The 11,824-nt window shown below is 61.6% G+C and carries 13 protein-coding genes and 1 pseudogene; 8 read left to right on the top strand and 6 right to left on the bottom strand.

Features of this window, described 5'->3' with window-relative positions:
* Positions 1-311, bottom strand: a pseudogene (locus AB4Z11_RS09205) (chromosome partitioning ATPase); the annotation flags it as partial.
* A gap of 18 nt (positions 312-329) precedes the next feature.
* Positions 330-1,862, bottom strand: a complete 1,533-nt coding sequence (locus tag AB4Z11_RS09200; RefSeq protein ID WP_442024643.1) for an XrtA system polysaccharide chain length determinant — start codon at positions 1,860-1,862, stop codon at positions 330-332.
* 211 nt (positions 1,863-2,073) lie between these two features.
* On the opposite strand from AB4Z11_RS09200, the gene AB4Z11_RS09195 reads away from it, so the two are divergent.
* The 7 genes from AB4Z11_RS09195 (at position 2,074) to AB4Z11_RS09165 (ending at position 7,384) form a co-directional block, all read left to right on the top strand.
* Positions 2,074-2,844, top strand: coding sequence for a S1 family peptidase (locus tag AB4Z11_RS09195; protein ID WP_442024641.1), 771 nt, complete (start codon positions 2,074-2,076; stop codon positions 2,842-2,844).
* Positions 2,845-2,971: 127 nt separating this feature from the next.
* Positions 2,972-3,595 (top strand): XrtA/PEP-CTERM system exopolysaccharide export protein, encoded by a 624-nt coding sequence (locus AB4Z11_RS09190; RefSeq protein WP_442024645.1) that lies wholly within the window; start codon positions 2,972-2,974, stop codon positions 3,593-3,595.
* A gap of 207 nt (positions 3,596-3,802) precedes the next feature.
* Positions 3,803-4,369, top strand: coding sequence for a hypothetical protein (locus tag AB4Z11_RS09185; protein WP_442024639.1), 567 nt, complete (start codon positions 3,803-3,805; stop codon positions 4,367-4,369).
* Positions 4,366-4,599 carry an HPr-rel-A system PqqD family peptide chaperone gene (locus AB4Z11_RS09180; RefSeq protein WP_442024637.1) on the top strand — a complete coding sequence of 78 codons (234 nt, stop codon included), beginning with the start codon at positions 4,366-4,368 and terminating at the stop codon, positions 4,597-4,599. The genes AB4Z11_RS09185 and AB4Z11_RS09180 overlap by 4 nt, the downstream gene beginning before the upstream one ends.
* On the top strand, positions 4,593-5,510 hold the full coding sequence (locus tag AB4Z11_RS09175; RefSeq protein ID WP_442024635.1) for an HprK-related kinase A: 918 nt from the start codon (positions 4,593-4,595) through the stop codon (positions 5,508-5,510). The genes AB4Z11_RS09180 and AB4Z11_RS09175 overlap by 7 nt, the downstream gene beginning before the upstream one ends.
* The gene (locus tag AB4Z11_RS09170) at positions 5,510-6,607 is read left to right on the top strand and encodes a nucleotidyltransferase domain-containing protein (RefSeq protein WP_442024633.1); all 1,098 of its coding nucleotides are present in this window, start codon (positions 5,510-5,512) and stop codon (positions 6,605-6,607) included. Before AB4Z11_RS09175 ends, AB4Z11_RS09170 begins: the two co-directional genes overlap by 1 nt.
* 45 nt (positions 6,608-6,652) lie before the next feature.
* Positions 6,653-7,384, top strand: coding sequence for a GAF domain-containing protein (locus tag AB4Z11_RS09165; protein ID WP_442024631.1), 732 nt, complete (start codon positions 6,653-6,655; stop codon positions 7,382-7,384).
* Positions 7,385-7,451: 67 nt separating this feature from the next.
* On the opposite strand, the gene pepA is transcribed toward AB4Z11_RS09165, so the two are convergent.
* Positions 7,452-8,291 carry a flocculation-associated PEP-CTERM protein PepA gene (gene pepA, locus AB4Z11_RS09160; RefSeq protein ID WP_442024629.1) on the bottom strand — a complete coding sequence of 280 codons (840 nt, stop codon included), beginning with the start codon at positions 8,289-8,291 and terminating at the stop codon, positions 7,452-7,454.
* A 303-nt stretch (positions 8,292-8,594) separates the two neighbouring features.
* Here pepA and AB4Z11_RS09155 point away from each other — a divergent pair, with 303 nt between their 5' ends.
* Positions 8,595-9,461, top strand: coding sequence for a methyltransferase domain-containing protein (locus AB4Z11_RS09155; protein WP_442024627.1), 867 nt, complete (start codon positions 8,595-8,597; stop codon positions 9,459-9,461).
* Here the strand turns inward: AB4Z11_RS09155 and AB4Z11_RS09150 are convergent.
* The 3 genes from AB4Z11_RS09150 to AB4Z11_RS09140 form a co-directional block, all read right to left on the bottom strand.
* Complete coding sequence (locus tag AB4Z11_RS09150) at positions 9,458-10,525, bottom strand: molybdopterin biosynthesis protein MoeY (protein ID WP_442024625.1); 1,068 nt, start codon at positions 10,523-10,525, stop codon at positions 9,458-9,460. The genes AB4Z11_RS09155 and AB4Z11_RS09150 overlap by 4 nt on opposite strands.
* Positions 10,522-11,406, bottom strand: coding sequence for a ThiF family adenylyltransferase (locus tag AB4Z11_RS09145; RefSeq protein WP_442024623.1), 885 nt, complete (start codon positions 11,404-11,406; stop codon positions 10,522-10,524). Before AB4Z11_RS09145 ends, AB4Z11_RS09150 begins: the two co-directional genes overlap by 4 nt.
* Before the next feature lie 10 nt (positions 11,407-11,416).
* Positions 11,417-11,824 (bottom strand): N-acyl amino acid synthase FeeM domain-containing protein (locus tag AB4Z11_RS09140; protein ID WP_442024621.1); only part of this gene is annotated, 408 nt, incomplete at its 5' end.

The following is an 11,824-nucleotide window of genomic DNA, read 5'->3' as shown; positions in this document are numbered from 1 at the left end:
ATATTGGTGCGGCCGCCGGCGGCCGTCACCAGGCCAGCTGCATGCATGCGCGCCAGATCCAGTTCCACCGAACGCGTGGTGCGGCGGTTGGCATCGGCAACAGCGTCCTCCGCCGCAGCCGCTGCTGCCTGCACTGGTGCAGGCGCCGGTGCGGGTGCTGCTGCCGGTGCTGGTGCCGCGGCGGGCGCCGCAGCCGGTGCTTCGGCCACGGCAGTCGCAGGCGCCACAGCGACGGCGACGTCGGCGGCAGCCGGCGCGTCTTCCGGGCGAGGATGTGGGATACGGCCAGCGGCTTTTTCGATAATGCTCACGATAACTCCTTCGGCCGCTCAGGCCTGGCGCAACAAGGTAAAGGTCAGGACACCGCCATATGCGGTAAACACGGCGGCCACGGCCACGCCAAAGGCATACAGGCGGCGCTTGCGCATGACCTTCTGCTGATCGGTCCAGTTCATGCCGACACTACCCAGGATCGCTACACCGGTCACTTCACGCAGCGCATTCTGGCTCAGGAAGGTCGGACGAATCTGGCTCAGCAGCAGCGCAGTACCCAGGCCGGCCAGCAGCGAACCGACAAACACGATGGAGTACAGGCGCACGCGGTTCGGGCCGATCGGCGTCACCGGCGCAGTTGGCGGGTCCACCACGCGGAAGCTCATCATGTCGGTGGCCGAGCTCAGGTCGCCGGATAGCTTGGCCGATTCACGGCGCTGCACCAGCTTCTCGTAGTTTTCCTTGTTGATCGCGTAGTCGCGGTTCAGCTGGGCCAGCTGCGCTTCCACTTCCGGCGCGGCGGTGCTCTGCGAGCGCAGGCGGGCCAGGCGCATCGAGTATTCGCCCACGCGGGCTTTCAGGCTGGCGACGCGCGCTTCTTCCACCGACAGCGCCACATTCATTTGCTGCAGCATCGGGCTGTAGCTGGCGCCAGGATCGGCCGACTTGACCAGCTTTTTCGCTTCTTCCTTCTTGCGCTGCTGCAGCGACTGGATCAGGCGCTTGGCGGCGACGATATCCGGATGTTCTTCGGTGTACTGCATGCGCAGCTGGTCCAGGTTCTTTTCCAGCGCAGCGATGCGGCCGTCGATTTCCGGATTGGCCGCTTCGGCCGGCGCGGCGCCGGTCACCGGCGCCATTTCGTCACCGGAGATCTGGCGCTTGATGGCGTTGCGCGCCTGCTCGGCTTCAGCCAGCTCCAGCTGGGCCGCGCTCAGCTTGTCGCTCAGGTCGGTAAAGCTGGAGCTGTAATCGCCACCCTGGCGCGGCAGTACGCCGAGATTACGGATCTTGAATTCTTTCAGCGAGTTCTCGCCAGCCGCCAGACGTTCTTCATACATCTTGATCTGGTCGTCGATGAACTGCACGGCTTTCTCGGAGTCCTGCTTCTTGCCGCCGAAGGAGCCTTCCACGAAGATGGTCAGCAGGGACTGCACCACATCCTTGCCCAGCTTCGGATTGGCGTTGTTGTAAGAGATGGTGTAAATGTCGTCGCGCTCGGTGCCCGTCATTTTGATCTGGGACATCAGCTCGTCAACCTGCTTCTCGTGTTCCTTGACCGTGCGCGCCTTGATGTCCAGGTCGACCATGCGCAGCACGCGCTCGACGTTCGGACGGCTGATCAGGGTGCGGCGCATGAACATCACTTGCTGGTCGACGTTAGGCATGGTGGTCATGCCCGACATCAGCGGTTTCAGGATGCTTTGCGTGTCGACGTACACACGGGCCGAAGCCTGGTAGTCATTGGGTAACTGATAGACCACGATCCAGCCGATGATCGCGACAACCCATGTAATGATCACTGCATACCAGCGATATTTTCCGATTGCTTTTAGGAACGTTAAAAGCAGGGCCAACAGTTCAGTCATCTTTCACCACCCCTTCACGCAAGCGCCGGCGAAACTCTCGCCGAACCCGCTTCTAATATTGCTTAAATTACATCTTCTCACTATCATACAGCAGAAATACCTAGGTGTAGCAGTTAATTTATTGCCGTTGCGCCTCGCTGACACGAAGTAATCTAAATTGATTTCCAGCAAGCACTATAAATGTCAGGAAAAACCCACAAGGACCCATTTCATGAACCTTTTTCGCCGCTTACTGTTGGTTGCTTGCGTCACCTTGCCTTTTGCAAGTAACGGCGCAGAACTGTCGCGCACGATCACGGCCGTCAAGCCCTCGGTCGTTGGCATCGGCACCATGCTGCGCACCCGCAGCCCGGCCATTGCTTTTACCGCCACCGGCTTCATCGTCGGCGACGGCCTGAGTGTGATCACCAATGCCCACGCCCTGCCTGAAGAGATGGACACGGACGGCATGGAAACCCTGGGCATCGTGACCGGCACCGGCGACAACCTGCAATTCCGCCCCGCCACCATTGCCGCCATCGACAAGGAACACGACCTGCTGCACCTGCGCCTTAGCGGTACGCCGCTGCCCGCGCTGCAGCTGAGCAGCGAGCGCCTCGAAGAAGGACGCGATCTCGCCTTTACCGGCTACCCGCTGGGCATGATGCTTGGCCTGACCCCCGTCACGCACCGCGCCATGCTGTCGGCCGTCACGCCCATCGTGCTGCCGACGGTCAGCGGACGCAGCCTGCAGGCGCGCGCCATTGCCGAGATCCGGCGCGGCAAGCCCTTCTCGATCTACCAGCTGGACGGCACGGCCTACCCTGGCAACAGTGGCAGCCCGGTGTTCGATCCCGAGAACGGCCACGTGGTCGGCGTCATCAACATGACCCTGCTGAAAGGCCTGAAGGAAAGCGCCATCAGCGCGCCCAGCGGCATCAGCTACGCGATTCCCGTCTCTTACGTGAAGGAACTGTTGCAGCAAGCTGCCCCCAAAAAATAATCGGGTTGCCGTAAAGCCCCGTGGTATAAAATAAGCATGCTAAAAAGAAAATTAATTAAAATTTCCGTGCAGTAACGCAAAAAGGCCCAGGCCGGGAACAAAACAACTGGAGAATGTCGTGAATACTCTGCAAAACAAACTGATCCGAATCCTGGCGGGCTCCGCCCTGCTGCTGGCGGCCCTGGCCATCGGCGGCTGTGCCAGCAACCGCGCCGGTGCGCCGGCCAACGCAGGCCCAACGCCAACCGATGACTACCTGATCGGTCCTGGCGATAGCGTGAATGTGAACGTGTGGCGCAATCCGGAAGTGTCGAACACCGTGCCGGTACGTCCGGATGGCAAGATCACCACCCCGCTGGTCGAAGACCTGCAGGCGGCGGGCAAGACGTCCACCCAGTTGGCACGCGATATCGAGAAAGCGCTGTCGAAGTACATCCAGCAGCCGGTGGTCACCGTGATCGTGACCGGCTTCGTTGGCACGTATGGCGAACAGATCCGCGTGATCGGCCAGGCAGCCAAGCCACAGTCGCTGCCTTATCGCAGCGATATGTCTCTGATGGATGTACTGATTGCCGTCGGCGGTGTTACTGAGTTCGCAGCAGGTAACAAGGCTTCGATCATCCGCAATGTGGACGGCAAACAGCAGCAGTTTACCGTACGCCTGAACGATCTGATCAAGGATGGCGACATTTCTGCCAACGTTCCGATGCGTCCAGGCGACATCCTGGTAATTCCGGAAAGCTTCTTCTAAGTAACTCGCGGTATGATGGGTGTCGGGAATTCTTACATTCCCGACTCAGCTAGCGGTGGAGGAGCTGGACAGTGTGGTCCATTGCCTCCCAAGTCCTTGATTTTCAATAGAAAGCATAAGCGTCGGGGCGTTTGGAACGGAAATTGCTTAACTTGTAAGCAAAAATGAGGGAAGTCCGGCTTCCCGCCTACGACTAAGGATAACGACGTGGCCAACCAACAACAGCCTGGGGACGACACCCAACTGTCGCCGAAGGGTGCAGCCCGCCGCCGCTTTACGCGCGCCGGAGCGRCAACCGGCGTCATGCTCACCCTGCACAGCCATTCCGCCATGGCGACTGGCACGGCAGCAGTTTGCACCACCGCGTCCGGGTTCATGTCCGGCGCTCTGCGCAGCACCCACAGCACGCAAGCTGTCACTTGCAGCGGCGTCAGCCCTGGCTATTGGAAGAATGCCCAGACGTGGCCACGCCCTTGCGACAAGCAGAATAGTTACTTCACCACTTATTTCCCATCTACGCTGCCGAACTACAGCACTATCAGAGCGGCGGTGATTCTGGACCCGCAGCAATTCGACAACGATAACAGTGGCCTTGGCCGTCACTTGATGGCTGCCTATCTGAATACGCTCAAAGGCTGGACCAGCTTCCAATCCACGGCCGCACTGCAGAAGATCTGGTCCGAATGGCGCGACCACGGCTACTACACGCCGATCGCCGGCGTGAAATGGTATGCCGCTGACATCGTTAACTATTTGAAGCAGACGATGACATGACATTAGGCTGGCGCCTCGTGCCCGGACAGAACTTGCTGCACCGGGCCTGGGGCGAAGAGACGGTGATTTACAACGATATCTCGGGCGCCACCCACTTGCTGGATGCTGGCGCCCTTGCGCTTTTGCAGGCCTTGCGCGACGGCGACGTCGAGGCAGACGAACTGGCTGATGCCGAAGTCCAGGATATGCTGGACCAGCTGGAACGGCTGAAGCTGGTGGAAGCATGCTGACCATTTCCTCCCTGAGCAGAGACGAGCTGGGCGCCCGCCTGGCCGGCGATGGCTTGCGCCTGCGTACCGGCCGCTTCACCACGCGCGTGCAAACCAGGATCGACACGCTGGCCGACGGCATCGCCCTGTTGTACGCCGACTACCCCCTATTGCCCGACGATGCCTTCGCCAATTTCCATCTCGAACTGGCGCGGCCCAAGTCCATGCGGCGCTGGTACCGTCCGCAAGTTGAACTGGCCTATGATGGCCGCAAGGCGTTTGAACCTCTGCCGTTACAGCAAGCGCTGGCCATGTTCGAATGGGGGCTCAACTGGTGCGTGTCGACCCGCGCCCACAGCTATCTGATCGTGCATGCCGCCGTGCTGGAACGTAACGGCCGCGCCCTCATCATGCCCGCTCCGCCCGGTTCCGGAAAAAGCACGCTGACGGCTGCCCTGTGCGGCYGCGGCGGCTGGCGCCTGTTGTCCGATGAACTGACGCTGGTGGGCCTGGACGACGGCCTGGTATTGCCCTATGTGCGGCCGGTGAGCCTGAAGAACCAGTCGATCAATATCATCCGCCGCTACCTGCCGGATGCCGTGCTGAGTCCACCGGTCGCCGACACCACCAAGGGCACAGTGGCCCATATGCGCGCACCCGCCGACAGTGTGGCGCGCGGTCAGGAAACCGCCCTGCCCGCCTGGGTGATTTTCCCGCAGTACGCAGCCGACGCGCCGATCACGCTGGAAGAAGTGAGTCCGGGCACGACCTTCATGGAACTGGCGGGCAATTCCTTCAACTACAGCGTGCTGGGCGCACGCGGTTTCCAAGCCCTCGGCCGCTTGATCGACCAGGTGCAGGGCTACCGCTTCCGCTACAGCAAGCTGGACGAGGCACTTGAGCTGATGTCCCAGCTCCCACTGCGCAGCTGATGGCAGGCCGTCCACCGTTTCCCCTGCTGGTGCAAGCGCTGCGCACGCCGTCTGCGGCGGGCAACTTCAGCGCGGCCCAATGGGACCTGCTGCTGCGCCAGGCCGACAGCGCCAATGTGCTGGCCACCCTGCACTATCTGTTCGAGCAGGCCGGTGTGCTGGCCAATGCTCCCGCCGAGGCACGCGAGCAGCTTCAGTGGGCACATGCGGTAGCCGTGCGTCACGGCCAGGCGGTGCACTGGGAAGTGCGCCTGATCCAGAAAGCCTTGCAGCAGCTGGGCCTGCCCGTCGTGCTGCTGAAAGGCGGCGCCTACGCCACGGCCGGTCTGCCGCCGGCGCACGGGCGGCTGTTCTCCGACATCGACATCCTGGTTCCCGAAGCGCGCCTGGCCGAAGTGGAAGCCGCGCTGCTGATGTATGGCTGGGTCACCACCCACCATAACGAATACGATCAGCGCTACTACCGCGAATGGATGCACGAACTGCCACCGCTGCGCAATGTGCAGCGTGGCACGGTGATCGACGTCCACCACGCCCTGCTGCCGCGTACTGCCGCGCGCCATCCCGATTCGGGCAAGCTGCTGGCGGCAACGCAGCCCGTGGCGGAACATCCTGAATTCCATTTGCTGTCGCCAGCCGACATGGTGCTGCACAGCGCAACCCACTTGTTCGCCGACGGCGAGTTCGACAAGGGCCTGCGCGATCTCTACGACCTGCACTGCCTGCTGACGCATTTCGGCAGCCAGCCCGGCTTCTGGGAAAGCTTGCCTGCGCGCGCGCAGGAAATGCAACTGGGGCGCTATCTGTACTACGGCTTGCGCTATACGCAGGAGCTGCTGGGAACGCAGGTGCCGCCATCCGTGCTGCAGGCGCTGCGCGATAGTCCGCCTTTGCCGCTGCGCCCGCTCATGGATGCCCTGTTCCGCCGCGCCCTGCTGCCGGATCACGCGAGCTGCGACGACAGCTTGTCGCGTCTGGCGCGCTTCCTGTTGTATGTACGCGGCAACTGGCTGCGCATGCCGCCGCTACGGCTGGCACGCCACCTCTTCCACAAAGCGTTTTTATCGCCACCCAAGGAAAGCGAACAAACTGCGTAGGGCTGGTGGAAGTAGAATGGGATGAGCCATTTCCGGGAGCGCCGCATGAGCCAAGACACTCTGATCCGATTGCAGGACTTGTCGCAGTTCCTTGCCGAAGGCAAGCTGCAGGATGACCTTGACCAGCAAGCCGCAATGACGGCCCATCTGGTGGGCGCCGAGACCTGCTCCATCATGCTGCTCAACGATGGCGACGGCGACGCACCGCGCATGACGGTGTGTGCCCATTACGGTCCTTTGCCGCCGGCGGCCTGGCAGGCTTCGGTCGGCCGCGGCGAAGGCATCGCCGGCCACGTGCTGGCGACCGGCCGCTCCCTGCTGGTGGAAGACATCACGCATTCCCAGTTCGCCGCCATGGCGCGCCACGCGGACAGCGGCCGCCACAGCCTGATGCTGGCGCCGATTCGCATCGGCGCCAAGATCGTCGGCATGCTGAACACCAGCTGCGACAGCGCCAAGGGCTGCTTCGACCGTGCCGACATGCATCTGCTCGATATGATCTCGCTCTATGTGGGTAAGTCGGTGCAGGTGCAGCAGCTGCAAAGCATTCTCGATTCGCGCTTCGCGCAACAGGCGGTGCAGGAGGAATTGCGCGGCAAATCGCGTATAGCCTACCAGAACCCGGATCAGGTGGCGCGCATGCTGGCCAAGTCCTTCTACAAGGAGATGGCAAGGGCTGGCTTCAGCTCAGGCCAGATCGTGCAGGCCGCGTCCGAAATCATCACACAGCTCAACGGCAACCTGGAGCGGCATAACGCGCGGCGCCAGCAGGCCTGACTCAGCAAAATCCGGACGAAAAAAAACCGCCGTGATTGCCACGGCGGTTTTCAAGGGTAGTACCCTATTATTGTTTGCGGCGGCGTGCGAACGGCAGAGCCAGCATGCCCAGGCCCAGCAGCGCCAGGCTGCCTGGTTCAGGGATACGGTTGAAGTCGGTACCACCAACTTCGGAGTTCACAGCCACAACAGTTGCGCCCACGCAGCCAGCGGTGTTGCAAGCCACGCCTTGCGAGGTGTTGTTAAAGGCGCTGAAGGCCAGAGCGTAGAACGGGTCCGGATCGAAGAAGTATTGTTTGCCCTGTGCAGTCAGGACAAAGTTGCTGTTCAGGTTTTCGAAAGCGCCGCCCAGTGCATCGATACCAGCCAGGCCATTAACGATGACGTTCACGTTAGCCAGGTTGATGTCGTTGCCGGAGGTGTCGGCCACGTTGGTACCAGCACCCAGGGTTGCTGAGGTGAAGACGTTGTCCTGCGCACCGAATGCCAGCCATGGGTCAGCGTACAGGCTCAGGGTGATGGCAGTTGCGCCGCAGGTGACGCCTGGGCCCAGCAGGCCAGGGCACAGGAATTCCTGGTGGAAGGTAGCGTACAGACCGTAGTCCAGGCCCACACCGGTGGTCACACCGGAGATGGCGCCGCCACCGCCAGTGTTGGTGAAGGCGGTGAACTGGATGTAGCCGTCAGCGCTGTATTTGAGCGGGTTCACGCCGTCCTGGGTGATACGGGTGGACGAAGTACCGTTCATGAAGTCGGCGGTGAAGGTCGCGCCAACGCCCGCGGTTGGGGTCAGGCCCAGGGCATTTGGATTAACCTGGAACGACGGCGCGGCCATGGCGCTAGCTGCGCCCAGCGACAGCAGTGCGCCGGCGGCCAGTTTGCAGAGGCGGTTTGCGATTGTTTGCATTATGTTCTCCAGAAATTTATATCAACACTTTGTTAGCCAGACGCTGCTTTCTTTCTGTTGCTCCTGCAAACCAGCCCAGTTAAACTGCGTCTGCTTGAGCCGCCGGTCTCGCCGACTACGGTGCATACTAAGCAAGGCCTGTGCCAGACTATCCTCATCCTTTATAAAACAAGGACTTAGCAGGAATTCAACGCGGCAGCACTGATCCAATAAGCAAGTACTGTAAGAATTATCGACATTGCACTATTCCAAGTGCAATTGGCTATCAAAAACTAAGGGGGCCATATGCCGACTGCTGCATTAATGCAAACCGTTCTGAGGGAAATGCTGACCCGCGAGCGCAGCCCGCGCGTGCCGGAGCCGGACCTGGTGATGGACAACCCGGAAAACGTGGCAGCCTATGTTGAAGCAGGCCGCGAGCACGCCGTGATGGCGCCGGTTTATCTCTTCCACGGCGCGAATATCTGCGAAGTGATCAAACCTGGCGACACCGTGGTGGACCTGGCTTGCGGTCCCGCCAACCAGCTGGGCCTGGTAGCCCGCCTGAATCCCGACATCAATTTCATCGGCGTCGACATGTCGCCGCCGATGCTGGAACGCGCACGTGAACTGGTCGAGCGCCAGGGTTTGAAAAACGTGACGTTCCGCGAAGGCGACATTACCAATCTGAGCATGTTCGGCGATGCCTCCATCGATGCCGTGATGTCCACCATGGCCTTGCACCACTTGCCGACCACCCAGATGCTGGGCCAGACCTACGCTGAAGTGGCGCGTATCCTGAAGCCGGGCGGCGGTGTCTACATGGCGGACTTCGGCCACCTGAAAGCRCGCCGCAGCATCGAGTATTTCGGCTATCAGTATGCGGACCGCCAGCCGGAACTGTTCACCATCGATTACGTGAACTCGCTGCACGCAGCTTTCTATCCCGGCGATTTCGAAGCAGCGGTGCGTCCACTGGCGGGGCGCGCCAACCTGCACAAGACCTTCGGCTTGCCCTTCATGCTGGCACTGAAGAGCCCCGTGCGCCGTGGCGACGATCCGGCCTTGGTGGCCAAACTGGCGGAAATGAAACGCAACCTGCCCGAGTGGCACAAGCAGGATCTGGCGGACCTGATCCGCCACTTCCGCATGGGCGGCATGGTGTGTGAAGCTTTGGGCGCGGCGCCTTAAGGCTTGTACATCAGCGCTGCCAGCGGTTTGCGCAGCGAGCGTGCGGCAGGCGCCGGTCCGGCGCCCACCCGCGCGATGAAGACGGGGAAGCCCGGTCCTTTGAAGAACAGCTCCCGGGTGCGCGCCTGCAGAGCGCGCGCATCCGCGCGCAGCTTGTCCACGGCCGTGAACGGCGTGTTGTTGGAGGCATAGCGCGTGAAAATCAGGGGCGTCAGCTCGGGCTGCATGAACCAGCCCTGTGCGGTCAGCGTCAGCCAGAAGCGCTGCACGGCGCGGCCCGCAGCGACATAATCGTCAATCGTTTTCGGTTCGTGCRCAGCTTCGATTGAGACGTGGGCGGCACACGACAGGCCCGGCATCAAATCCATCTGCATGCGCGGCGCCCAGGTGCCCATCAGCGCGTTCATTTTCGACAGGCGCTGCCAGCTCACCATGGCCCACTTCATCAGCTTGAGCGTGGCGTTGTCCACGCCCAGGGCCTGATCGGGCACCTTGTCTTCGCTATGGGTCTTACCCCAGTCGATGATACGGCGGTGCACCTCATACGCTTCCGGCATGGTCAGGCGCAGGCGCGCATTCGCGTACATCAGCTTGGCGGCAGCCATGCGTTCGTTAAAGGATTCCAGCCAGCGCAGGGTAAAGTCCGAGCCAACGGCATCGGCCAAAGCCTGTTTCTGTTCAGCCGTCAACGGAGTGGTGCTCATGGGGCGGCGCTGCACGCTGCGTTTTTCGATGGCGCCCAGCAGGGGCGACGGACGCACGGCGGCATCCGGCACAAAGCGCACGTCGAAAATGGGCCGCGCATCTTCCGTGGGCGGCAACGCGCGGCGAGTGATATCGGCGCGCAGACCGTGAGCGGAAGCGGCAATGGACATGGTTTCCAGCAGCGCGCCAAAGGCGATCTGGCTGGGGTGGCCGTCGAGGTCGTAGACGGTGTCGTGGCGCGTGTCATGGCCGTGCACGATCACATGATCCGGGCCTGCCACTTCGAACTGCCAGGACTGGACATTGTCGCCGCTGGGCGCCCAGCGCGCGAGGTCGAGGATGGAATCGATGGTGGTCATTTTTTCTCGAGCAGGGCCTTGGCGAAGATGCGCTTGCCGACGGCCAGCGCCAGCTGCGTCAGCGGATTGCGGTGGCCGCCGGGACGCCAGGTATGGACCAGCTTGTCGCGGTAGGCGTCATACTGGAAGCCGCGCGGTGCGGCAATCACTTCGCCGCGGCCCAGCAGGATCTTCAGCGCCTGCACGCCCGCCACGCCGGCGCACAATTGCACCGACATGATGGTGGACGGCCCGCGCCGCTCCTTCAGATTGACCGCTTCCGGCCACACCAGATAGGGGCGATGCAAGCCGGCCGGCGCCAGGCCGACCATGAAGCGAAGCGCTTTTTCCAGCTCGGGCCGATCGCCCCAGCCGAAGTATTCTTCGAAGGTCATCCCACCCGGCAGGAAGTTCAGGCAGGCCGCGCTCATGCCCAGCGGCGCTACTGTCGTGGCGGGAATGCCGCGCGCGGCGCACATGGCAAAGATTTGCTGGCGCGCCTCGAAGGCAAAGAAATCCAGGCCGTCGATGTACAGGTCCACGCCATCCAGGAACTCGGCCATGTTCGACGCGTCGACGCCCTTGCCGAACACCTTCACATCCATTTCCGGATTAATGTCCTTGGCCATGCGCGAAGCCACGTCGGCCTTGGGCATGCCCATGGTCGACATGAAGGCCGCCGCCTGGCGGTTCAGGTTGGCGATATCGAACGAATCGAAATCGGCGATATGGAATTGCGTAACGCCCAGGCGCGCCAGGGTCAGCAGATAAACGCCCCCGACCCCGCCGACGCCGGCGATGGCAACGCGCTTGCCTTTCAGCTGCGCCTGTTCCGACGGAGTTACCCAGCCGATGTTACGTGAGAAAGCCTGGTCATACGAGAATGAGAAGGCCGCCGCCATGAATCCCCTTTTATTGGATGTTTTTCAGACGGTTGATGATACCGCGCTCTTCACGCGGCGAGTAGAACAGTGGATAGAAGGAGCGCTCGGTATTCGACATCGCCAAGCCCTTGCCCCCCATTTTCTCGATCTGCTCCGTCACAAAAGCCAGGTCCACCACCAGCAGGTAGGCGGGCGCGTTGACACGCGGATTGGACTTCAGTTCACCGAGGCGCTTGAAGCCGAGCATGTGCTCATAGAAGCGGCGGTGACGCGGATTGACTTCGATAAAGATATGGGTGCAGTTGTGCAAGTCGCGTGCATAAATCACGGACAAGTGGAAGAGCGATGCCATCTGTTCCTTGCTGCCGCCATTATCAAAGGCCAGCTTGGTGATTTCAGAGACGCGAGCCCCCTGGGCCCGATAAGCATCGACTTC

This window comes from Pseudoduganella sp. RAF53_2 (assembly GCF_052113985.1).
Taxonomy (GTDB): Bacteria; Pseudomonadota; Gammaproteobacteria; order Burkholderiales; family Burkholderiaceae_D; genus Rugamonas.
Note: the sequence above shows the minus strand (reverse complement) of the source record. Positions and strands in the feature narration are given on the sequence as shown.

What these genes read in the sequence shown, in the direction of transcription:
- AB4Z11_RS09200 (WP_442024643.1), bottom strand. Translation starts at nt 1,862, where the DNA reads ATGACTGAACTGTTGGCCCTGCTTTTAACGTTCCTAAAAGCAATCGGA.
- AB4Z11_RS09195 (WP_442024641.1), top strand. Translation starts at nt 2,074, where the DNA reads ATGAACCTTTTTCGCCGCTTACTGTTGGTTGCTTGCGTCACCTTGCCT.
- AB4Z11_RS09180 (WP_442024637.1), top strand. Translation starts at nt 4,366, where the DNA reads ATGACATTAGGCTGGCGCCTCGTGCCCGGACAGAACTTGCTGCACCGG.
- AB4Z11_RS09170 (WP_442024633.1), top strand. Translation starts at nt 5,510, where the DNA reads ATGGCAGGCCGTCCACCGTTTCCCCTGCTGGTGCAAGCGCTGCGCACG.
- AB4Z11_RS09165 (WP_442024631.1), top strand. Translation starts at nt 6,653, where the DNA reads ATGAGCCAAGACACTCTGATCCGATTGCAGGACTTGTCGCAGTTCCTT.
- pepA (WP_442024629.1), bottom strand. Translation starts at nt 8,291, where the DNA reads ATGCAAACAATCGCAAACCGCCTCTGCAAACTGGCCGCCGGCGCACTG.
- AB4Z11_RS09145 (WP_442024623.1), bottom strand. Translation starts at nt 11,406, where the DNA reads ATGGCGGCGGCCTTCTCATTCTCGTATGACCAGGCTTTCTCACGTAAC.